Genomic DNA, 21,311 nt, shown 5'->3' with positions numbered 1-21,311 from the left:
AGCGTGCGATCTTGCCTCATATTCTCATTCCTTGCGTCTGTACAGGAGAGCTTCGGGTAAACAAGCAACCCTTTGCGTGAAGAGGACCGGGGCGGGCCTCTCATTTCCCACCCCGGTCCTTAGCGGAGCGGCCGCACCTCACCGCCGCCCGCCGTCGTCGTCCGCGCTATGCGGGTGGAGGACGATCGGCGGACGCCTATTCATTGCGGTGACTTGCGGCCGGACCGCCGTCTCAATGGCCGGCTACTACGGGCCGGCTACGCTCCCATCAGCGCGCTGATCGGCCCGCGGGCAAAGTAGATCAGGAAGCCCACGGTCACCACCCACATGAGCGGATGGACCTTCTTGCCCTTGCCTGATGCCGCATGGATCACGGCCCAGGAGATGAACCCGACGCCGATGCCGTTTGCGATGGAGTAAGTCAGCGGCATGGTGACGATGGTCAGGAAGGCGGGCAGGGCCACCGAGAACTTGGAGAACTTGATCTCGCGGATCTGCGCCATCATCATGGCTCCCACCACCACCAGTGCCGAGGCTGCGACCTCCAGCGGAACCACGCTGGTGAGCGGGGTCAGGAACATCGAGCCCAGGAACAGCAGTCCAGTAACCACCGAAGCCAGGCCGGTGCGGGCGCCTTCGCCAATCCCGGCAGCGGAGTCGATATACACGGTGTTGGACGAGCCGGACGTCGCGCCGCCGGCTACCGCGCCCAGGCCTTCGACGATGAAGGCCGACTTGAGCTTGGGGAAAGTCCCGTCCTTGTATGCCACGCCGGCACTCTTGGCGAGACCGGTCATGGTGCCCATGGCGTCGAAGAAGTTGGTGAACACCAGGGTGAACACCAACATCGTGGCCGCCAGGCCACCGATCCTCGAGAACGAGCCGAAGAGGTCGAAGTGGCCCACCAGGCTGAAGTCCGGGGCGGAAACCAGTTGGCCGGACAGTACCGGGGTGTTGAGGTGCCAGCCACCGGGATTGGCGGCGCTGCCAGGCCCGATGTGCATGACGGCCTCGACGACGGCGGCGAGGACCGTGGTGGCGACGATTCCGATCAGGAGGCCGCCCTGGATCTTGCGGGCCACGAGGATTCCCATGACCAGCAGACCGACGATGAATACAAGCGTGGGGATGGAGGTGATGGAACCATCCGTGCCGAGTTGTACCGGCGGTCCACCTTTTGTGGCGCGGACGAAACCGGAGTCGACAAAGCCGATGAAGGCGATAAAGAGGCCGATTCCCACGGTGATGGCAGCCTTGAGTTCCTTGGGGACAGCCTTGAAGATCGCGGTCCGGGCACCCGTGGCACCGAACAGGACAATCAGGATGCCGTTGATGACCACCAGGCCCATGGCTTCCGGCCAGGTGACTTCATGGATGACGGCAACTGCCAGGAACGAGTTGATTCCCAAGCCCGCAGCGAGCCCGAACGGCAGGTTCGCGATGAGGCCGAAGAGAACCGTCATGACGCCGGCGGTCAGTCCGGTGACGGCCCCCACCTGCGCTGCCGACAACCATCCGCCGGCCACGTCCGTGGGTGCGTTCTGGGCAGAGAATCCGCCCAGAATCAGGGGGTTGAGGATAACGATGTAAGCCATCGTGAAGAACGTGACTATGCCGCCGCGGAATTCGCGGGCCAGCGTGGAGCCACGCTTGGTGATCTGGAAGAAACGATCCAGGAAAGAGTTCGACGCCGGTGGCCTGGGGCTGCTGCCCCGCGCCAGTCCGGTTGCCGTGTGCTTTTCGCCTGCCACTGTCTGCCCTGCGCCCAAGGGCGCAGCCTGCTTTTCAGTCGCTGTTCGCATATCTGCGGGGTCCAGGATTGTCATTTCAGCCACCGGGCCCTAGTAGTCAATCCTGGAGTCAAGCGTGTTCCAGGTGTTGAACGGTTCCAGGATGGCCGGCGCCTGGGGGTCGCCCAGTTCCAGCTTGGTGACCGGCATGAGCTTGTCCCGGTCTTCGTTCTCGAAGTACTCGTAGAAGACGGCGTCGTCGAAGCCAACTGAGGCGGCGTCGTGCCGGTCTGCTGCGAAAACCACGTTGCCGATGCGTGCCCAGAGAGCCGAGGCCAGGCACATGGGGCATGGCTCGCAGCTCGTGTAGAGGGTGGCTCCGCTGAGATCGAAGGTGCCGAACTCGCGGCAGGCATTTCGGATGGCGGTGACCTCGGCGTGGGCCGTGGGGTCGTTGGTTGCGGTGACCCGGTTGACGCCTTCGAAGGCGCGGCCATCCGCGGTGACAATGACGGCGCCGAACGGCCCGCCGCTGTTGAGGACATTGGCTGTTGCCAGCTCAATGGAGGTGGCCAAGAAATGTTCGGCCGTGACGGTGGTACTCATGTGCGACTTCCTTAGTGCTGAGGAAGCCTGTAACCAGGGAGGCATCTGAACATGACAGACCAGTGCTGCGATTACCAGGCTTCAGCATGTGCTTTTGAAGGTTTCGCCTGGTAGATAGCTTCCCGGGGTCCGGGTGCCCGCCTTTGGCAAATTGAGATTAGCACCGGAGATGTGAGCCGCGCCATAGTTTCTGGAAAAAAAGTTTCGACATGTGAAATTCAGCTGTTGGGCCGGGCGCCGGGCCGGGTTTGGGCGCCGGTCACATTGACTCTCTTCGGCGTGGAGTCCTACGCTGGGTGCCACCGGCAGGACAGACCCGCCGGAACCTGGATCAGCAGACAGGACCCACTGAGCTGGAACGCAACCACGCCGACCAGACAAGGATTCCAATGTCTCCGAAACCCGACTTCCAGCCAGCAGCCCCGGCAACGGATCCAAACTCTTCGAGGATTTGGATCAAGAATCCCCTCGCAGTGTTCACCGCCAACGGGCTCGACGCCGGCGGGGGCATCGTCGTCAGCGACGGGAAAATCGCCGAACTCATCCCAGCGGGAAAGCAACCTACCGCACACTGCGATCGAGTCTTCGACGCCGGCAGTCACGTCCTGACGCCCGGACTCATCAACACGCACCACCACTTCTACCAAACGCTCACCCGCGCCTGGGGTCCGGTGGCCAACGCTCCCCTGTTCCCGTGGCTGCAGAACCTCTACCCCGTGTGGGCACGCCTCACCCCGGACAGCCTCGAACTTGCCGTGAAAGTAGCGCTCGCGGAACTCCTGCTGTCCGGTTGCACCACGGCAGCCGACCACCACTACCTCTTCCCCGCGGGACTTGAGGACGCGATCGATGTTGAGGTCGGCGTCGTGCGTGAACTCGGCATGCGCGCCACCCTTACCCGCGGGTCAATGACGCTAGGCGAGGACGACGGCGGCCTGCCGCCGCGATCCACCGTGCAGCGCCCGGAGGTGATCCTCGCGGACAGCGAACGGCTGATCGGGAAGTATCACGAACGGGGGGACGGCGCGGTCATCCAGATTGCCCTGGCTCCCTGTTCGCCGTTCTCGGTGACGCGGGAGATCATGACCGAAAGCGCGGCCATGGCCGAACGGCTGGATGTCCGCCTCCACACCCACCTCGCCGAAACCATCGACGAGGAAGATTTCTGCCGCGAGATGTTCGGGCTGCGCACCGTGGACTATCTGGACAGCGTCGGCTGGCTCGGAAAGCGCACCTGGCTTGGCCACGGCATCCATTTCGACGACGACGAGATCGCCCGGCTGGGTGCCGCCGGCACCGCCGTCGCACACTGCCCGACGTCGAACATGCGGCTGGCGTCCGGCACCGCACGGGTGCTGGAACTCGAGGCCGCCGGGGTTCCAGTGGGGCTGGGAGTGGACGGCTCGGCGTCGAACGACACTTCCAACATGATCCTCGAAGCGCGGCAGGCGTTGTATCTGCAGCGGCTTCGCTACGGTGCGGATGTCCCCGTGGAGCGCGCCCTCGGCTGGGCGACGCGGGGATCCGCGGCAGTGCTGGGCCGCACCGACATCGGCCAGATAGCTCCCGGGATGCAGGCAGACCTTGCCTTGTTCAAGCCCGACGGGCTGCGCTTCTCCGGCAGCCATGATCCCATCGCGGCATTGTTGCTCTGCGCGGCGGACCGCGCCGACCGCGTCATGGTGGGCGGCCAGTGGCGCGTTGTGGACGGACAGATCCCGGATCTGAACATCCCGGAACTTATTACCAAACATTCAGCCGCCGCACAGAAAATCATCAGGGGTTAGGAGTAGCCTCTCGATTAGGTCGTAGATCAGGAGGCAAATCATGACCGTCCCCCAGCACAACACGCCGACTCCTCCAGGTTGGTACCCAGACCCCTCGGGCTCCGGGCAACTACGGTGGTGGGACGGTAATGCTTGGACTGGAACTGCGTGGAACCCACCGGCTCAGCCTGCGCAAGGCCAGGCGGGAACTGGTCAGCCCGGAGGCTCGTGGCCTGCGGGCGGGCAGCCGGTCCAGCCGGCGCCAGCCGGAGCCTCGTGGCCCGCGGCGGCGCAGCCCGGTCAATACGTTGGCCCGCCACGGCCCGCTCCGCGCCCGGAAATCAGCCGTCAGACCCCGGTCTACAACCCGTTCATTTGGTTGGTCACACTGCTGCCGGTGATCACCGTGATCATCGTGCTGCTCTGGAATCCGGTCTTCCACCTACGGTATGTGGGGGCCAGGCGCGTACCAACCCTCGATCCGACCTCGATGTTCAGTGTTCCATATTTTCTGCTCATCGCTTCAGGTTGGCTCATCTACGGGGTCAGCGTTCTGCTGTCCTACCTCGACTGGCAAAAGCTGCAAAGGGACGGGGTGGTCCGCCCCTTCCACTGGGCATGGGCCTTCCTGGGCGCGGGAGTCTACGTGGTGGGCCGGTCAGTGATCGTCCACAAGGTTGCGCCGCAGCGCGGGCTTGCTCCGATTTGGGCACTGATTGGGCTGACTGCACTGAGCTTCATTGTGGTGGGGATCAAAGCGGGCATGATCTTTTCGAGCATAGCCAGCACCATACCGATGTAGGCTCCCCGAACAGACAACGTTCCCGGTTACACAAAGTGGCGGGCGGCACCACCCCCGTAGGGAGCAGTTCAGTGCCGCTCGCCTTTTGGCTCTGTTGCGCGATCGATCGCCCATGAAGCATACCGCGCATAGACAAAACTATTCCGCAAGGGGAAGTGATCTGCATATACGAAACACTTCCGCGCTCGGTAGTATTGTGCCTATGGCTTCAAACTATGTAAGCACTGCCGAAGCGGCCGACCGGCTAGGAGTGAGCCAGCGCCAGATCAGGAACATGATCGTGCACGGCCAGCTGGAAGTCCTTGCCAACGTCCACAATCATCTGATCTCCATCGACTCCCTCCTTCGCACCTGTCAGATCCCACGCCGGGCCGGCCGTGCCTGGAGTCAACGCATCGCTTGGGCTGCCCTCGTCATACTCGGGGGCGGTAACGCCGCCTGGCTCCAACCCTCCGAGCGCTACCGGCTACGTCAGTCCCTGAAGACCCGCAGCGTGGATGAGGTCATGGCCGCCGCCCGCGACCGGGCCACAGTTCGTAAATTCCGCGCCACCCCCGACGCGATCTCCAGGCTTCGAGAGTACGTGGCCGCGACCGGTGAGACGGCCTTGCAGGACGCGGATATCGCCGCCGTCTTTGGGCTTGCCCGCGGAGGCAGCATCCTCGACGGCTACGTTCCCACGGGCGTCGCCGATGAAATGGCCGAGTCCTTCCACATGGAGAAGGACCCGAACGGCAACGTCATCCTGCGAGAAGTGGATTTCGAGGATGCTCTCAGCGTCGAGGTGCCAATCGCGGCCATCGCCCTTGACCTCGCCGAGTCCCTGGCCGCCAGGGAACACTCCGCCGGGCGGTCAGTGCTTGAGAAGCTCCTGCAGGAACAGCTCCGTGGCTGACGATATGCACGAAGACGGCAGGGAAATCTGGGACGTACCCGCCCCACCGGGAGGTTGGGGCCAGCCGTGGCCCCAATGCATCGAACTTGCCATGAACCTGCCGGCGCAGCACTGGACGCTCGTCGGCGGGCTCATGGTCCAGCTGCACTCCGCCCGAGCCGCCTTGGCTGTGACGCGACCAACGGCCGACGTGGACATCGTCCTGCACTTAGACACTCCGGCCACGACGGTACCTCAGGTGCAGGGGGTCCTCGCCGGGATGGGCTACACGCTGCAGACCTCCATCGACTCCTTTGCTCCGGCGCACCGGTTTGTCCGAGGCCAGGAGCAGGTCGACGTCATGGTCGCTTGCGTCGTGGAACCACTAACCATGCGCGAACAGATGCGCGGCAGCGACCGCTCCCGGGTCAGCAGCCTGCACGAAAGCCTGAACGACGAAACGCACCGGTCATGGATGCTTCTGGAGGAAAGGGAGAGGCAGCGGGCCCGGATGAACCTAAAGATCCTTGCCGACAATCCGCAGAGCGGAGCGAAGTTCCGGAAGGTCGGTAAGAGCTAAAAAGTGGCGGGCGGCGCCACCCCCGTAGGGAGCAGTTCAATGCCGCCCGCCTTTTGGCTCTGTTGCGCAGAGTCCTTCATCCCCAGGGGCAGGAGCCCTAGGAACGCTGCCGGCCGAATACCGGAAGGGCGCGCAGCCAACGGGAGAATGTCCCTGGCATGCGGTCACAGTCGGCCGGAATGTAGAAGTCAGGATCCGTAGCGCCGAACGGCAGGTACAGCTCCTGGCCGGGCGCCGGGAATTCCACGACATTCTTCTTATCCTGCGAGTCCATCTGTCCTCCTATTTCATGCGCTCAAGTTCTCCGTGGCGATGCACTCCGGGTCCCTCGTCAGACCCTCACTCATTTCCGCATCTTGGAAAACATTTTTTGTTATATGGAAATGGTAGAGGGGATCCAGGAACCGCGTCAAGGGGTGCCCACGGGACCACGCCCCCGCCGCCACCCGCCGTCGGTCACAATCGAAAAGTAGATAACGATTCTCCGGGAGTGATGTACACCACTGGCAAACGTGGGCTACGCTTTCTTCAATTCGTGGCGCAGGTCACGTAACCTGGGAGCAGCAGGCAGGGTCGTAATGAGCTGGCATCAACGGATGCCGGCTCTTTTTTGTTGGGTCGGCTCCACCAGAAACGCGTTTGAAACACGCGCTTAATTTCATTGGTGGACCTTAGTGGTTCCACCTCGTAGAAGTTGGGATATGACCATGAGCAACAACATCGTCCTCGGCGAAAACCAGTACGGCAAGGCAGAAGTCCGCGTCGTCAAAGTCACCCGCGACACCGACCGCCACCAGATCGAAGATCTGAACGTCACCTCACAATTGCGTGGCGATTTCCAGGCTGCGCACCTCCAGGGCGACAACGCACACGTCGTCGCCACGGACACCCAGAAGAACACGATCTACGCCTTCGCCCGTGACGGGATCGGCTCCCCCGAAGCCTTCCTCCTCCGCCTCAGCGAACACTTCACTTCGGGATTCGAGTGGGTCACGGGCGGACGCTGGGAAGCCGAGGCCTACACGTGGGACCGCATCCAGGCCCACGGCTCCGAACACGACCACAGCTTTGTCCGCAAGGGGCAGGAAGTCCGCACCGCCGTCGTGGTCCGCGACGGCAACACCACGCACGTCATTTCCGGCCTCAAGGACCTGACGGTCCTCAAGACCACCCAGTCCGGCTTCGTCGGCTACCCGCGCGACCGGTACACCACGCTGCCCGAGACCACGGACCGCATCCTCGCCACCGACGTCTCGGCCCGCTGGCGCTACAGCACGGGACTCGACGTTGCCGGGACCGACTTCAACAAGAGCTACGAAGACATCAAGGCCCTGCTCCTTGAGGGCTTCACGGAGAACTACTCCCACGCCCTGCAGCAGACCCTGTTCGACATGGGCAAGAAGGTCCTCGAGGCCCACAGCGAAGTTGATGAGATCAAGTTCTCCATGCCCAACAAGCACCATTTCCTGGTGGACCTCAGCCCGTTCGGCCTCGACAACCCCAACGAGGTCTTCTTCGCCGCCGACCGCCCGTATGGCCTGATCGAAGCCACGGTCCAGCGCGACGACACCAAGCCGGCCCCGGCTGCCTGGAACGGCATCGCCGGCTTCTGCTAAGCCACCAGGTCCCCGCCCAACTGGCTCGCAGTAAGTGTCGTTTTGGAGCGTCAAAACGACATCAAATGCGAGTCAGTTGGGCACCCACCCGTACCCAAAAACCCCCACACTGTTAGCCAGACAACGTTAGCCAGACAAAGATGTCTGCCATGAACCAAGAAAGTCTGCCATGAACATCAAGAAGAAAACCCGCCCCGCAGAGTCCGGGCCAACCCGGCCCGAGGACCAGCGCCTCTCGATCGGGAGCACGTTCGCGTACGGCTTCCAGCACGTTTTGACCATGTACGGCGGCATCATCGCCCCGCCGCTCATCATCGGAGCCGCCGCAGGCATGTCCTCGCAGGACATCGGCCTCCTGATCGCGGCCTGCTTGTTCGTCGGCGGCCTCGCCACCATTCTGCAGACCATCGGCATCCCGTTCTTCGGATCGCAACTGCCGCTGGTCCAGGGGGTGTCCTTCGCTGGCGTTTCCACCATGGTGGCGATCGTCCACGGTGGCGGCGGAATCCAGGCGGTGTTTGGTTCGGTCATCGTGGCGTCCTTGATCGGCCTGGCGATCACTCCCCTCTTCTCCAAGATCATCAAATTCTTTCCGCCTGTAGTCACGGGTACCGTCATCACCACCATCGGGCTGACGCTCATGCCCGTCGCAGCCAACTGGGCCATGGGCGGCAACAGCGCCGCACCCAACTACGGCAGCATGGCGAACATCGGCCTAGCCGCGGCCACCATGGGGATCGTCCTGCTCCTCAGCAAGATCGGCAACGCGGCGATCTCCCGGCTGTCTATCCTCCTCGCCATGGCTATGGGGACCGTCGTCGCCCTGGCCACGGGAATGGCTGATTTCTCCAAGGTCGGCCAGGGTCCGATCGTTGCCTTCCCTACTCCATTCGCCTTCGGTGCCCCCACCTTCGAAATCGCCTCCATTGTTTCGATGCTGATCGTCATCCTGGTCACCCTGACTGAGACCTCGGCGGACATCATCGCCGTCGGCGAGATCGTAGGCACCAAGGTCGATTCCAAGCGCATCGGCAACGGCCTGCGTGCAGACATGCTCTCAAGCGCCATCTCGCCGCTCTTCAACTCCTTCACCCAGAGCGCTTTCGCCCAGAACGTCGGTCTCGTGGCCATCACGGGCATCAAGAGCCGCTTCGTGGTCAGCGCGGGCGGACTCATCCTGGTGGTCCTCGGCGTGCTGCCGGTCCTCGGGCGAGTGGTCGCAGCGGTTCCGACGCCCGTCCTGGGCGGCGCCGGCGTCGTACTCTTTGGAACTGTGGCCGCCAGCGGCATCCGGACGCTCTCCAAAGTCGAGTACCGCAACAACATGAACCTGATTGTCGTTGCGGCTTCCATCGGCTTCGGCATGATCCCGATCGCCGCCCCGAAGTTCTACGACCAGTTCCCGTCCTGGTTCTCCACTATCTTCCATTCGGGCATTAGCTCGGCCGCCATCATGGCCATCCTCTTGAACATGCTCTTCAACCACCTCAAGGCCGGCAACTCGGACAACCAGTCGGTGTTCGTGGCAGGCACGGGACGCGTGGTCACAGAAGCGGACATTGCGTGCCTCGCGAACGGCGACCGGTTCGAGAACGGCAAATTGATCGACGCCGAAGGCAAGGAAGTGCCCTTCAAGTCGTCCACCGCGGCCGAACACTAACGGCTTCTGCGCCGAACCGGCAGGTGTTGCCCCTCTTTCTCAGGCAAAGGGCAACGCCTGCCAGTTCGCGCATGAGTCCCGCCGGACGCTCGCTCACTTTTGGCCCCTTTTTGGCGAACGCTCCTGCAGATAGAGCGCCCCCTGGCCGAACGATCCTGCACAAGATGTGCTTGAGCGTTCGCCATTTTGGCCTTAAAGGTGAGCGAGCGTCCACCGGAAACCCGACAAAGGTGAGCGAGCGTCGGTAGAGGCTAGTTCTGGTTCAGCTCGGCCGAGATCGCGAGGGCGGCTTCGCGCAGGAGCGGCACGGCGCGGTCTGCAAAGTGCTGGTCTACGCGGGACACCGGTCCGGAAACGGAAATGGCGGTCGGCGTCGGAGCGTTGGGGACGGCCATGGCGAAGCAACGGACGCCGATCTCCTGCTCTTCCTCATCGATCGAGTAACCACGTTCGCGGATCCGGTTCAAATCGGCGAGGAGTGAATCGATGTCGCCGATGCTCTTGGCTGTGGGGGTGGGCATGCCCGTGCGGGCCACGATTCCGCGGACCACTTCGTCGTCCAACTGGGCCAGGATGGCCTTGCCCACGCCGGTGTCGTGCGTATGGGCGCGGCGGCCCACCTCGGTGAACATGCGCATGGAGTGCAGGGACGGAACCTGGGCAACGTAGATGACCATGTCGGAATCCAGGACGGCCATGTTGGACGTCTCGCCGAGCCGGTCAACGAGCGACTTCAGCTGGGGACGGGCCAAGGCGCCGAGCTGCTTGTTGGCACCTTCGCCAAGCCGGATGAGCCGGGGGCCTAGCGCGTAGCGACGATTTGGCAGTTGTCGGATGTAGCCGAGGGAAACCAAGGTGCGCAGCAGGCGGTGGATGGTGGGGAGCGGCAGGTCTGTCGACGACGACAGTTCGCTCAACGTGACGTCTCCGCCGGCGTCGGTGATGAGTTCCAGCAGTTCGAAGACGCGCTCGACGGACTGCACGCCTCCCGAGGGCTTTTCAGCCATTCCGTTGTCTCCTATGGCTCGGAATCCGACAACTCTTATCCGCATCGTGAAAAGAATTGCTTAGAACACTCAAGATACAGCACGCGACGCCGGAATGCTTGCGTACCAACTAGGGCTTGTGTTTCCACTTCGTAGATAATAATATCCATAATACGAAAATATTCGATTTGAGCGGAGGCCCGCTACGGGCCTGTACGAGGAGGAAATTCAATGGCGAACCCGAGCCCCGGAAATTCGATCACCCTGCGCGTCGCCGCGCCGTCAAGCTTCACCGCCACGAGCGAGCTGGCGGCGGCCGTCGCCGCCGCAGGCGCAGCCGTCACCGCGCTGGATGTGACTGAGTCCCACCACGACACCCTGGTTGTTGACGTCACCTGCAACACCACGGACGAAGACCACGCCAACCGCGTCAAGGACGCCCTCAACGCGCTCGACGGCGTCACTGTCCAGCACGTCTCGGACCGCACCTTCCTCATGCACCTGGGCGGCAAGCTCGAGGTGGTCCCGAAGGTGGCCCTGCGCAACCGCGACGACCTCTCGCGCGCCTACACCCCCGGCGTCGCACGCGTCTGCCTCGCCATCGCCGAGGACCCGGCCGCTGCCCGTAACCTGACCGTCAAGCGCAACACGATCGCCGTCCTCACCGACGGTTCGGCCGTCCTTGGCCTGGGCAACATCGGACCGGCCGCAGCCCTGCCTGTCATGGAAGGCAAGGCCGCCCTGTTCAAGCAGTTCGCCAACGTCGATGCCTGGCCGGTCTGCCTGGACACCCAGGACAGTGAAGAAATCATCATGATCGCCAAGGCCATGGCCCCCGTCTATGGCGGCATCAACCTTGAAGACATCGCAGCCCCGCGCTGCTTCGAAATCGAGAAGCGGCTCCGCGACGAGCTGGACATCCCCGTCTTCCACGACGACCAGCACGGAACGGCCATTGTCACGCTCGCGGCGCTCGTCAACGCGTTGCGCGTGGTGGACAAGAAGCTGTCAGAGGTCAAGATCGTGGTCTCCGGCGTCGGTGCTGCGGGATCTGCCATCATCCAGCTCCTCAAGGCCCAGGGCGCGCAGCACATCGTCGCGGCCGGCCGTTCCGGTGCCATCCACTCGGGCGAGAAGTACGACGACGAGCACCGTTCCTGGATTGCCGCGAACACCAACGAGGCCGGCTTCTCCGGCACGCTGCACGAAGCCCTCAAGGGTGCCGACGTGTTCATCGGCGTCAGCGCTCCGCACGTGATCGGCGAAGAGCAGGTCGCCTCGATGGCCGAGGATGCGATCGTTTTCGCCATGGCCAACCCGACCCCGGAAATCGACCCGGTGATTGCGTCCAAGCACGCAGCCGTGGTCGCCACCGGCCGGAGCGACTTCCCCAACCAGATCAACAACGTCCTGGCCTTCCCAGGCTTCTTCCGCGGACTGCTCGACGCCGGAGCATCGGACATCATCCCGGAAATGCTCGTCGCTGCCGCAGAGGCTATCGCCAACCGGGTTGCAGATGATGAACTGAATGCGAGCTACATTATCCCCAGCGTCTTCGACCCCCACGTTGCCGCCGACGTCGCCGCAGCCGTTGCTAACGCAGCAAACGCAGCATCTGCCAAGGCCGCTAGCGCTCTCTAGGAAAGGACCATCCCATGGCTCTCACAGTCACAGACCCCCGGCCGATCGAACGCGCCGAGGAGATCCTGACTCCCAAGGCGTTGGCCTTCGTGGAGGAATTGCACCGCCGCTTCGCCGGCACCCGCACCGAGCTCCTGGCGGCCCGCGTCGCCAAGCGCGAAGAAGTGGCCCGCACCGGCCGTCTCGACTTCCTCCCCGAAACGCAGGACATCCGCGACGGCGACTGGAAGATTGCCGAAGCACCCAAGGCCCTGCAGGACCGCCGGGTCGAGATGACCGGCCCGGCTTCCCCGGCCAAGATGGCCATCAACGCCCTGAACTCCGGCGCCAAGGTATGGCTCGCCGACCTCGAGGACGCCAGCACCCCGACGTGGGCGAACGTCATCGACGCCATCCTCAACCTCCGCGACGCCGCCCAGGGAACCCTGAGCTACACCTCTCCAGAGGGCAAGGAATACCGGCTCCGCACGGACGCGCCGCTCGCCGTCGTCGTCGCCCGCCCCCGCGGCTGGCACATGGACGAACGGCACTTGCTGCTCGACGGCGAACCCACCGTGGGCGCGTTGGTGGACTTCGGCCTGCATTTCTTCCACGTGGCCAAGCAGCTCCTTCTCAACGGCCAGGGCCCGTACTACTACCTGCCCAAGATGGAAAGCCACCTGGAGGCCCGCCTCTGGAACGACATCTTCGTTTTCGCCCAGGACTACCTCGGCATTCCGCAGGGCAGCGTCCGCGCCACCATGCTGATCGAAACCATCCCGGCCGCGTTCGAAATGGACGAGTTCCTCTACGAACTGCGTGACCACGCGTCCGGCCTGAACGCAGGCCGTTGGGACTACCTCTTCAGCATCGTGAAGTACTTCCGCGACGCTGGTGAGTCTTTCATCCTGCCGGACCGCGCGTCCGTGGTCATGACGGCCCCGTTCATGCGCGCCTACACGGAACTTCTGGTCAAGACCTGCCACAAGCGCGGCGCGTTCGCCATGGGCGGCATGGCAGCCGTCATCCCGAACCGCCGCGAACCCGAAGTCACGGCCCAGGCCTTCGAGAAGGTCCGTGCGGACAAGACCCGCGAGGCCAACGACGGTTTCGATGGTTCCTGGGTGGCCCACCCGGACCTCGTCTCCACCTGCCGCGAAGTGTTCGACTCGGTCCTGGGAGATCGGCCCAACCAACTGGACAAGCAGCGCCCCGAGATCTCCGTGACTGCCGAGCAGCTGCTGGACATCTCCTCCGCCGGTGGCCACGTGACCGAGGCGGGCCTTCGCCTCAACCTCTACGTCGCCGTCGCGTACACCGCCGTGTGGCTCTCCGGCAGCGGCGCGGTCGCCATCCACAACCTCATGGAAGACGCCGCCACCGCGGAAATCTCCCGCTCCCAGGTGTGGCAGCAGATCCGCAACAAGTCCGTCCTGGCTGACACCGGCAACACCGTCACCCGCGAACTGGTCACCCGGATCCTCGGCGAAGAGACCGATCGCCTGCGCAGCGAGGTTGACGCCGAGACCTTCGAGAAGTTCTACGAGCCGGCCAGCCGCCTGATCGCGGACATCTGTCTCTCCGAGGACTACACGGACTTCCTCACCACTCCCGCCTACGAGCTGGTGTAGGAATGGCCGCATCCTCCTTCTCGGCGGCCGATTTCGCCGCGATCGACTCCCAGCTGGCCGCCACCGACCAGCTGCTGGAGCGCAATTACCCCGGTGACGACGGCACCCGCCAGCCCGTGCACACGGTGTACGTCCCGGCGGACCGTTTCACGCCGTCGCTCTCTGCCGAATGGGGCGCCCAGGCGATCACGACGGCGGAGGCCCACGGCGGTCTCGAAAGGCTCGGTACGTTGCTGGGCCAGGAGCCCGAACTGGCTGCCGCCGTCGCCTCCCGTGTAGCTGCCAAACTGCGCAGCGAACCGATCGAGGACTTGCGCCTCGACTTCGAGGACGGCTACGGCGATCGCGGCGACGAAGCTGAAGACGTGGCAGCGGTCGCGGCGGCCCAGGCTGTCAGCGAAGCCGTTGCCGCGGGTTCCGCCTCGCCGTTCATCGGTATTCGCTTCAAGTGCTTCGAGGCCCCCACCCGGGCACGTGGATTGAAGACCCTGGACCTTTTCGTCTCCACTCTGGCTTCCGCCGGAGAACTGCCCGAGGGACTCATCCTGACCCTGCCCAAGGTCACCACGGTGGCCCAGGTGCAGGCAATGGACTTCGCCGTCTCCCGCTTGGAAGAGATCCACTCCCTTCCGGCGGGCCGGCTGCGCTTCGAAGTACAGGTGGAAACACCTCAGCTGATTCTGGGCCCGGAGGGAACCTCCCCCGTGGCCCAGCTTCCGCACGCAGTTCCTGGCCGCATCAGCGCACTGCACTACGGCACCTACGACTACTCCGCTTCGCTGCAGATCTCCGCGGAGTACCAGTCCATGGAGCACCCGGTGGCGGATTTCGCCAAGGAAGTCATGCAGTTGGCCGTTGCGGGCACAGGAATCCGGCTCTCCGACGGTTCCACCAACATCATCCCGGTGGGCGACAACGTGGAAAACGCGTGGAAGCTGCACGGCCGTTTGGTCCGCCGCTCCCTTGAACGCGGCTATTACCAGGGCTGGGACCTGCATGCTGCCCAGTTGCCGAGCCGTTTCGCCGCAACGTATGCCTTCTACCGCGAGGGCCTGCCCGCCGCCGCGGCCCGCCTCCGCAACTATGTGGAGCGCACCGAAGGCGGCGTCATGGACGAACCAGCTACCGCCCGGGCCCTCGCCGCCTTCGTCCTGCGGGGCGTCCAATGCGGAGCCGTAGGTTCCGAAGAAGTGCTGGCGCTTGCCGGCGTCGAACTCTCCCGGCTGACCGCACTGGCGCACCCCCGGCTGGCGCACACCACCTCCAAGTAAGGATCCAATGATGGGCAAGTACTACTATCCCCAAGGCGGCCTGCCGCCGCAGACCCACCTCACCACGGAACGCGCAATCGTCACGGAGGCCTACACGGTCATCCCCAAGGGCGTGCTGACCGATATTGTGACCAGCAACCTGCCTGGCTTCTCCAACACGCGTTCCTGGATCATTGCCCGCCCGATCTCCGGGTTCGCGACCACTTTCTCCCAGCTGATCGTCGAGATCGGCCCGGGTGGCGGAGCTCCCAGGGCCGAGTTTGAGTCGGGTGTTGAAGGCGTCATCTTCGTCACCAAGGGCAAGGTCAACCTGACCCTTGACGGGGAACTTCACCATCTTGAGGAGGGCGGCTACGCCTACCTCGCTGCCGGTTCCAACTGGGGCCTCGAGAACGTCTCGGATGACATCGTTTCCTTCCACTGGATCCGCAAGGCCTACGAGCGTCTTGAGGGTTATGAAGCCAAGTCGTTCGTCACGAGTGATGCGGAAGTTGAAGCGGGCGAAATGCCGGACGTCAACGGCGTCTGGGCCACCACGCGCTTCGCGGACCCCAATGACCTGGCCCACGACATGCACGTGAACATCGTGACCTTCCAGCCCGGTGGCGTGATCCCCTTCCCGGAGACCCACGTCATGGAGCATGGCTTGTACGTCCTGGAGGGCAAGGGCATGTACCTGCTCAACAATGACTGGGTAGAGGTGGAGGCCGGCGACTTCATGTGGCTGCGCGCCTTCTGCCCCCAGGCCTGCTACGCCGGCGGACCGGGTCCGTTCCGGTACCTGCTGTACAAGGACGTCAACCGTCAGATCAAGCTGACCTAGGCTTCACCCGGCCACCCCAACTGGCTCGCAGTTAATGTCGTTATGAGCGCTCATAACGACAACTACTGCGAGTCAGTTGGGTTCGGGCCGGACCTGCGTTTTCGGCGTTGACCCCCTCACCTAGGAAGAGGACGATCGAAACTACGGGGGCAAAGGCGCCCCGCCGTTGCCCTGCAGCGGAGCTTCAGGAGGCAGTCATGAAGGCTGCGCGGGGGTCCAAGGCACGAGCCACCTCCCCGATTGCAGGATTCCTGGTGGCCTCAGTCGTGGCACTGACCTTGGCTACAGGAGCCTGCACGTACCCGCCCACGTCCGATTCCGCACCCGTCGCAGCCCCTACGGGACCGTCGGCGATAGATGTGCCCGGGCTGGAATTCTTCGCCCAAGCCATGATCGGCCAAGGGGCCACCGCTGTAGTTGTCGAGGTCAACGTCCGGGGCAACAAGTGGGCCAGGGGCTACGGGGTACGGAACGTGGACACGAGGCAGCCCGCCGAAGTCACGGATCGTATACCGGCCGGAGGAATCACCAAGTCCATGGTCTCGGTTTCCCTCCTCAAACTGGTGGAGGAAGGAACAGTCAGCCTCGATGACCCCGTTTCGAAACACCTTCCGGAATTCAACACCCTCGTCCACGCAACCGACGCCGTCACGGTCCGGTCCCTGCTGAACCACACCTCAGGGTTGGCCGACCCGACGGGGCCCATGCTGAAGTCCCAGTCGTTGAAGCAGGGCATCAACACTCGCTTCAGCCCGGAGGACATCCTGCGGCTGGCAGGTACAGTGCCTTGGGTGGAACGGCTCGCTCCGCAATTCACCTATTCGGAAGCGAACTACGCTGCCCTGGCCTTGATCATCCAGAGGTACCGCAACCACTCGATCAGCGACGTCCTTGCAGCTGACATCTTCGAACCCCTGGGGCTGAGCCGCACAACCCTTGCCGGGCCGGACCGTTCGGAACCTACCCTGATCCACAGCTACTCCCTGCTGGACGGCGAGCGCCTGGACGTGACGGAACCGGAACTCGAGCTTGGGTCGGCCGGCGCCGGAGTCATCTCGAGCGTGGGGGAAGTGAACTCGTTTTACGCGGCCCTCATGCGAGGTCGCTTACTAGGACCCGCCGCCCTGACGGAGATGAAGACAATCAACGGGGCCAACTATGGCCTGGGCCTGCAGCGGTGGAACGACGACTGCACCAACGGCTTCTACTACGGCCACGGCGGATCCACGTTGGGCTTCGGCGGCATCAGCGTCAGCAGCGCGGATGGCACCCGCCAGCTGAGCCTGGGGGTCGCCTACCCGCCTGATACCGGGGCGGAGGACGACGCAATGGTCGCCGCCCTCTCCCAGCCGGTGTCCGGGCGCCTTCGGGATCTGGCCATCACTACCCTGAACGGGCTCTGTTGAGCCCCTGACCAAGGAATGTCCCTCCTGCTAGGGTCTGACCATGGATGAAAAATTGGGGAAATTCATCGAAGACTTCGGAACACTGACACGTTTGGCACAGTCTGGTTTGGACCATGCCGAGGGCGGCGAGCAGCTCCTGCAGGCGTTGACCGGGCACCTTGCCGTGCCGGCCCATGAACTTTCGGTGGTGACGGAGGAGGTCCCGCCGCATCGCTTGGTGGATGTGGACATAGTCATGGAGGGGCTGGCCGGCCGGGATCCGGACTACCGGCTGGTGGGCGTCGGGGGCGGCGATCAGCGCCACCACATGTCCTTCAGCGACATGCTGCAGCAATCCCGCAACTACCCGCGCTTTCCGCTCGCCCAGCCGGACTATTCCAACGTGGCCACCGGCCCGGACCAACAGCGCCAGGCCGTCGCGCATGGTCTCTGGCTCTTCAACTATGCCGGTTCGCCCGTTGCGGTGCTCCAGCGCGGGGCAAAGATGGACCGCGGCCGGCAATTTGCCTCGCTCGAAGTCCTGGCCACCCACCCTGACGTCGCTTCCGAACTGCTGGCCGAGGTGCGGCGGGAAATGGAGCATCACAGCGTCTTCAAGGGCCAGATCATCGCCCTCGCCGTGAGCGACTATGGGCCGAGCATCAGTGGCGTGACCTTTATCAGGCGCCCGGAGCTCACCAGCGGTGATGTGGTCCTTCCTGACGGTCTCCTCGACAAGGTGGAGGGCCACACCCTTGGCATTGCCCGGCAAGCGGACATCCTGGCGGCACACGGACAGCATCTCAAGCGCGGCCTCCTTCTCTACGGGCCACCGGGCACGGGCAAAACACACACCGTCCGGTACCTGCTGAGCCGAAGCGAGGGTACGACGGCGGTGCTCCTCTCCGGCGGGTCACTCGCCAGGATTTCGGAGGCAGCCAAGATCGCGCGGGCGTTGGCGCCGTCGATCGTGGTGTTGGAGGACTGCGATCTGATCGCCGAGGACCGCAGCTTCGGACATGGACCCAAGCCGCTGCTTTTCGAGGTGCTCGACGCAATGGACGGGCTGGACAACGACGCCGACGTCGCGTTCGTACTGACGACCAACCGGGTGGACCTGTTGGAGCGGGCCCTTGCCCAGCGGCCCGGACGCGTGGACCTGGCGGTGGAAATACCGCTTCCCTCCAAGCACGAACGGGTGGAATTGCTGAGGCTGTATTCGAACGGACTCCCGTTCTCCCCCTCGTCGATCGAAACCGCAGCAGCCCGCACTGCTGGCACCACGGCGTCGTTCGCCAAGGAACTGATCCGACGCGCGGTGGTCGCGGCAGCGCTGGCGGGCGAGGCTCCCGGCGACGCGCACCTGGGCTTCGCGGTGGAACAGCTCATGGCCGACGGCGAGGCCCTGACGCGGAGCCTGCTCGGAAGCAACGGGGGCCCTAGCGGCCCCGGCGAATTTCCCGGGCCGCCCGCTGGACCGTTCCCCGGGCCCGGAGGCCGAGGCGGATCTCCTGGCCCGGGCGGCATGTCGGCGCGTTTCGCCAGTTACGAAGCCCGCGAGTAGTAGCGCGCCCGGTTTTCGCCAGGCCGCTAGGCACGGCAAATGAATCCGTGTCGCCTCACAGCGGCGCAGGTTCAGTGCGACACAAGTTCACGGCGGCCGGTCCCGAGCCGACCGGAGCACTCAGGCCGAGGATTTCTCCTGTTCGGTTTCCTGATCCATCGGCGTCCACGTGAGTTTCACCGTGGCTCCGCCGTTGTTCTCGTCGATCCTCATGCACAGTTCCTCGCCAAAGAGGAACTCATGTTCAAAATGCCGTCCATCAATGCGAGCCGCATCCAGGAGCTTTGTCATAGCCGTTGCCATCGCCCGGCCCCAGTCATGCGGATTCTTGCTGGACGCTTGTTCAAGGGCTGAATAGCTGACCATGAATCAATTGTTCTCCGGTGCACGGCGTTCTGCCAGACCCCGGCCATCTCCAGATAGCGGAGCCCGACGGCGGCGGCCTTCCGGTTGCGGCGGGCTAGTCTTCCGTGGGTGTGGTCCGGTTCGAGTGGTAGTCCCGCCAACTGTGCTCCGGGGAGAAACCCAGGAGGCGCCTGGCTTTGTCGATGGACAGCATGGTTTCGTGTTCTTCCAGGTCCTTGGTCAAGGTGACCTGCGGGAAGACTTCGGCGGCCAGGCTGGCGCTTGAACGGCCCATGACAGAGTCCGCCGCCGCAATGATGAATGCCTCGAAACCCGCCTTGCCGTTCTCCAAAGCGCGCGCCACTGCCTGCGCGCCGTCGCGCCCGTCAATGTATGCCCAGAGGTTCCATTTACGAAGCTTGGCGTCGGCGTCAAACGACGGGAAGGCTTCGTAGTCCTCGGGGTCCATGACGTTGGAGAACCGTAAGCCCACAATGCTCAGCTCGGGATCCCAGCGTGTGAGTTCGATGGCCATTCGTTCTTCGAGGTGCTTCACCAGCGAATAGGTGCTTTCCGGCCGCGCCGGATATTCCTCGTCCACTGGGATGTAGGGAGGATCGACGTCGAACGGCAGCCCCAGCACTGTCTCGCTGGAGGCGTAGACGATCTTCTTGATCCCTGCCCTCCTGGCTGCTTGAAACACGTTGTAGGTGGAGAGCATATTGTTTTCGAACGTTGCGGCGTCCGGAAACAGTCCCGGTGCCGGGATCGCTCCGAGGTGGACGATCGCGTCGAATCCTTCGTGGCGGTCATCCAGGCCAAGAATCACGTCCAAAACCTGCCCGTAGTTGCGAAGGTCCACTGAGACTGTTCCGCGTTCCCTCCCGCCGGCCCGGTCCAGGTTCATGACCTCGTGACCGTCGGCAATCAGCCTGCGGACCACGCTCTTGCCCAGTTTTCCGCTTCCTCCGGTTACTGCAATTCTCATGAAGCACTCCTCTGGTTGGAACGTGTTTGACGAGCTTCTGTTCTTAGGCAGGTCAGCTGGCCGGGTCCGGCTGCAGGCTAAGTCCGGCTTCGGCCATATCGGCGGCCAGTACCCCGCCGAGCTTGGCATGCCCTGCGGCATTCAAGTGCACGCCATCCACCAGGTCTCCGGCGACCTGATACTTGCTGATCCAGTCGCCGACGCTGAAGAACGGAGCTCCGGCCTTGGCCGCGATGTCGCCCAGCAGCGCGTCAACCTGGGTGCGGCGACCCCCGCCGGCGCTGGAACCCCTGGCAAGGGTTCCAATCATCGCAATCTTCGCCTGTGGGTATCTCTTTTTGAGAGCTGCGAGGAGCCTGTTGGCGTTGGCCGTGATCTGCCCATCGCTAGCGTTGTGAGAGGCGTCGTTGCCTCCACCTTCGAGCACGATCAGCGGCGGCGTCCCATAAGGCAGCACCCAATCTCCGCGTTGGAGCGCGTCGATGTAGTTGCCACTGGCATTCGTGGCGGCCACGTATCCGGTACCACCGCGGGCCACGGAATACACCTTGTAGCCAAGGGAGCCCAAGGCCACCCGCGGCCATGAGTCCATCGGCTCAGACTGGGAATCACCAATGAGGACAGCGGTGTGCCGGATATCCGCGAGGATGATTTCGTTCCGGTCATTACTTGGATTCTTGTACAGGGACCCCATGGGAAGCTTTGACGGATCTTGTGGGGAATCGGGTTTCCTGGGACTTTCGGCCGCTGCCGCCGGACTCCCGGAGGGCGCGATGGGCGCCGCTGCCTGTTTCCCGCTGGCCGACGGGGTCGACTCGGCCGGCGCCTGCGCACAGCCGGTCAAGACCACGCCAGCGGCCATTACGGATGCAGCGAAGCGGATTATGCGAGATTTGTGCATCGTCCTTGTCCCGAGCTTGCTTTCTGTTGGTTTTGAACTCTGCTGGCCTAAGCGTGGAAACCACTGTCCGACTTATTTGTAGGGAACGGAATCAATCCGACGGCCTGCCTACGTGGGAGTCTATTGGATCGGGAAGGGGAAGGTCACGGCGAAGTGGGACCTA

19 protein-coding genes are annotated in these 21,311 nt (G+C 63.6%); 12 read left to right on the top strand and 7 right to left on the bottom strand.

The features are described 5' to 3' along the window. Positions 1-257 precede the first annotated feature (257 nt). Positions 258-1,826, bottom strand: a complete 1,569-nt coding sequence (locus OOZ51_RS08450; protein ID WP_416346364.1) for an NCS2 family permease — start codon at positions 1,824-1,826, stop codon at positions 258-260. 15 nt (positions 1,827-1,841) lie between these two features. After that, positions 1,842-2,336, bottom strand: coding sequence for a nucleoside deaminase (locus OOZ51_RS08445; RefSeq protein WP_265978889.1), 495 nt, complete (start codon positions 2,334-2,336; stop codon positions 1,842-1,844). A 389-nt stretch (positions 2,337-2,725) separates the two neighbouring features. On the opposite strand from OOZ51_RS08445, the gene OOZ51_RS08440 reads away from it, so the two are divergent. From OOZ51_RS08440 to OOZ51_RS08425, 4 genes are all read left to right on the top strand, one after another. After that, a complete protein-coding gene (locus tag OOZ51_RS08440; protein ID WP_265978888.1) occupies positions 2,726-4,123 on the top strand; it encodes an 8-oxoguanine deaminase in 1,398 nt (465 codons plus the stop codon). A 40-nt stretch (positions 4,124-4,163) separates the two neighbouring features. Further along, positions 4,164-4,904 carry a DUF2510 domain-containing protein gene (locus tag OOZ51_RS08435; protein ID WP_265978887.1) on the top strand — a complete coding sequence of 247 codons (741 nt, stop codon included), beginning with the start codon at positions 4,164-4,166 and terminating at the stop codon, positions 4,902-4,904. A 202-nt stretch (positions 4,905-5,106) separates the two neighbouring features. Continuing rightward, positions 5,107-5,799 (top strand): DNA-binding protein, encoded by a 693-nt coding sequence (locus tag OOZ51_RS08430; protein ID WP_265978886.1) that lies wholly within the window; start codon positions 5,107-5,109, stop codon positions 5,797-5,799. Further along, positions 5,792-6,358 carry a hypothetical protein gene (locus OOZ51_RS08425; protein WP_265978885.1) on the top strand — a complete coding sequence of 189 codons (567 nt, stop codon included), beginning with the start codon at positions 5,792-5,794 and terminating at the stop codon, positions 6,356-6,358. Before OOZ51_RS08430 ends, OOZ51_RS08425 begins: the two co-directional genes overlap by 8 nt. A gap of 97 nt (positions 6,359-6,455) precedes the next feature. On the opposite strand, the gene OOZ51_RS08420 is transcribed toward OOZ51_RS08425, so the two are convergent. Next, complete coding sequence (locus OOZ51_RS08420) at positions 6,456-6,632, bottom strand: hypothetical protein (protein WP_265978884.1); 177 nt, start codon at positions 6,630-6,632, stop codon at positions 6,456-6,458. A 427-nt stretch (positions 6,633-7,059) separates the two neighbouring features. Here OOZ51_RS08420 and pucL point away from each other — a divergent pair, with 427 nt between their 5' ends. Further along, entirely contained in the window at positions 7,060-7,974 is a 915-nt protein-coding gene (gene pucL, locus OOZ51_RS08415) for a factor-independent urate hydroxylase (RefSeq protein ID WP_265978883.1), read from the top strand. A gap of 169 nt (positions 7,975-8,143) precedes the next feature. Next, a complete protein-coding gene (locus OOZ51_RS08410) occupies positions 8,144-9,634 on the top strand; it encodes a nucleobase:cation symporter-2 family protein (RefSeq protein ID WP_265978882.1) in 1,491 nt (496 codons plus the stop codon). A gap of 251 nt (positions 9,635-9,885) precedes the next feature. Here the strand turns inward: OOZ51_RS08410 and OOZ51_RS08405 are convergent, their stop codons facing one another. Beyond that, entirely contained in the window at positions 9,886-10,641 is a 756-nt protein-coding gene (locus OOZ51_RS08405; RefSeq protein WP_059389461.1) for an IclR family transcriptional regulator, read from the bottom strand. A 210-nt stretch (positions 10,642-10,851) separates the two neighbouring features. Here OOZ51_RS08405 and OOZ51_RS08400 point away from each other — a divergent pair, with 210 nt between their 5' ends. The 6 genes from OOZ51_RS08400 to OOZ51_RS08375 all read left to right on the top strand — a co-directional run bounded on the left by OOZ51_RS08400 (position 10,852) and on the right by OOZ51_RS08375 (position 18,914). Continuing rightward, positions 10,852-12,261, top strand: coding sequence for an NAD-dependent malic enzyme (locus OOZ51_RS08400; RefSeq protein ID WP_265978881.1), 1,410 nt, complete (start codon positions 10,852-10,854; stop codon positions 12,259-12,261). A gap of 14 nt (positions 12,262-12,275) precedes the next feature. Beyond that, positions 12,276-13,871, top strand: coding sequence for a malate synthase A (gene aceB, locus OOZ51_RS08395; RefSeq protein ID WP_265978880.1), 1,596 nt, complete (start codon positions 12,276-12,278; stop codon positions 13,869-13,871). Between the two features lie 2 nt (positions 13,872-13,873). Beyond that, complete coding sequence (locus tag OOZ51_RS08390; protein ID WP_265978878.1) at positions 13,874-15,142, top strand: DUF6986 family protein; 1,269 nt, start codon at positions 13,874-13,876, stop codon at positions 15,140-15,142. Between the two features lie 10 nt (positions 15,143-15,152). Next, on the top strand, positions 15,153-15,965 hold the full coding sequence (locus tag OOZ51_RS08385) for a bifunctional allantoicase/(S)-ureidoglycine aminohydrolase (protein WP_265978877.1): 813 nt from the start codon (positions 15,153-15,155) through the stop codon (positions 15,963-15,965). Between the two features lie 197 nt (positions 15,966-16,162). After that, positions 16,163-17,371 carry a serine hydrolase domain-containing protein gene (locus OOZ51_RS08380; RefSeq protein WP_265978875.1) on the top strand — a complete coding sequence of 403 codons (1,209 nt, stop codon included), beginning with the start codon at positions 16,163-16,165 and terminating at the stop codon, positions 17,369-17,371. Positions 17,372-17,411: 40 nt separating this feature from the next. Further along, complete coding sequence (locus OOZ51_RS08375) at positions 17,412-18,914, top strand: AAA family ATPase (protein WP_265978874.1); 1,503 nt, start codon at positions 17,412-17,414, stop codon at positions 18,912-18,914. 120 nt (positions 18,915-19,034) lie between these two features. Here the strand turns inward: OOZ51_RS08375 and OOZ51_RS08370 are convergent, their stop codons facing one another. From OOZ51_RS08370 to OOZ51_RS08360, 3 genes are all read right to left on the bottom strand, one after another. Beyond that, positions 19,035-19,280, bottom strand: coding sequence for a hypothetical protein (locus tag OOZ51_RS08370; RefSeq protein ID WP_265978873.1), 246 nt, complete (start codon positions 19,278-19,280; stop codon positions 19,035-19,037). Positions 19,281-19,374: 94 nt separating this feature from the next. Continuing rightward, positions 19,375-20,247, bottom strand: a complete 873-nt coding sequence (locus OOZ51_RS08365; protein ID WP_265978872.1) for an NAD-dependent epimerase/dehydratase family protein — start codon at positions 20,245-20,247, stop codon at positions 19,375-19,377. A gap of 52 nt (positions 20,248-20,299) precedes the next feature. Then, positions 20,300-20,941, bottom strand: coding sequence for an SGNH/GDSL hydrolase family protein (locus tag OOZ51_RS08360; RefSeq protein ID WP_265978871.1), 642 nt, complete (start codon positions 20,939-20,941; stop codon positions 20,300-20,302). Positions 20,942-21,311: the final 370 nt, after the last annotated feature.

The organism is Arthrobacter rhizophilus, assembly GCF_026241105.1.
Classification (GTDB): domain Bacteria; phylum Actinomycetota; class Actinomycetes; order Actinomycetales; family Micrococcaceae; genus Arthrobacter.
The sequence above is the reverse complement of the archived record's forward strand: the minus strand, read 5'-3'. Positions and strand labels throughout refer to the sequence as shown.

What these genes read in the sequence shown, in the direction of transcription:
- pucL (WP_265978883.1), top strand. Translation starts at nt 7,060, where the DNA reads ATGACCATGAGCAACAACATCGTCCTCGGCGAAAACCAGTACGGCAAG.
- OOZ51_RS08405 (WP_059389461.1), bottom strand. Translation starts at nt 10,641, where the DNA reads ATGGCTGAAAAGCCCTCGGGAGGCGTGCAGTCCGTCGAGCGCGTCTTC.
- OOZ51_RS08450 (WP_416346364.1), bottom strand. Translation starts at nt 1,826, where the DNA reads ATGACAATCCTGGACCCCGCAGATATGCGAACAGCGACTGAAAAGCAG.
- OOZ51_RS08435 (WP_265978887.1), top strand. Translation starts at nt 4,164, where the DNA reads ATGACCGTCCCCCAGCACAACACGCCGACTCCTCCAGGTTGGTACCCA.
- aceB (WP_265978880.1), top strand. Translation starts at nt 12,276, where the DNA reads ATGGCTCTCACAGTCACAGACCCCCGGCCGATCGAACGCGCCGAGGAG.
- OOZ51_RS08410 (WP_265978882.1), top strand. Translation starts at nt 8,144, where the DNA reads ATGAACATCAAGAAGAAAACCCGCCCCGCAGAGTCCGGGCCAACCCGG.
- OOZ51_RS08380 (WP_265978875.1), top strand. Translation starts at nt 16,163, where the DNA reads ATGAAGGCTGCGCGGGGGTCCAAGGCACGAGCCACCTCCCCGATTGCA.
- OOZ51_RS08375 (WP_265978874.1), top strand. Translation starts at nt 17,412, where the DNA reads ATGGATGAAAAATTGGGGAAATTCATCGAAGACTTCGGAACACTGACA.
- OOZ51_RS08430 (WP_265978886.1), top strand. Translation starts at nt 5,107, where the DNA reads ATGGCTTCAAACTATGTAAGCACTGCCGAAGCGGCCGACCGGCTAGGA.
- OOZ51_RS08365 (WP_265978872.1), bottom strand. Translation starts at nt 20,247, where the DNA reads ATGAGAATTGCAGTAACCGGAGGAAGCGGAAAACTGGGCAAGAGCGTG.
- OOZ51_RS08445 (WP_265978889.1), bottom strand. Translation starts at nt 2,336, where the DNA reads ATGAGTACCACCGTCACGGCCGAACATTTCTTGGCCACCTCCATTGAG.
- OOZ51_RS08390 (WP_265978878.1), top strand. Translation starts at nt 13,874, where the DNA reads ATGGCCGCATCCTCCTTCTCGGCGGCCGATTTCGCCGCGATCGACTCC.
- OOZ51_RS08360 (WP_265978871.1), bottom strand. Translation starts at nt 20,941, where the DNA reads ATGGGGTCCCTGTACAAGAATCCAAGTAATGACCGGAACGAAATCATC.
- OOZ51_RS08400 (WP_265978881.1), top strand. Translation starts at nt 10,852, where the DNA reads ATGGCGAACCCGAGCCCCGGAAATTCGATCACCCTGCGCGTCGCCGCG.
- OOZ51_RS08440 (WP_265978888.1), top strand. Translation starts at nt 2,726, where the DNA reads ATGTCTCCGAAACCCGACTTCCAGCCAGCAGCCCCGGCAACGGATCCA.
- OOZ51_RS08370 (WP_265978873.1), bottom strand. Translation starts at nt 19,280, where the DNA reads ATGGTCAGCTATTCAGCCCTTGAACAAGCGTCCAGCAAGAATCCGCAT.
- OOZ51_RS08385 (WP_265978877.1), top strand. Translation starts at nt 15,153, where the DNA reads ATGGGCAAGTACTACTATCCCCAAGGCGGCCTGCCGCCGCAGACCCAC.
- OOZ51_RS08420 (WP_265978884.1), bottom strand. Translation starts at nt 6,632, where the DNA reads ATGGACTCGCAGGATAAGAAGAATGTCGTGGAATTCCCGGCGCCCGGC.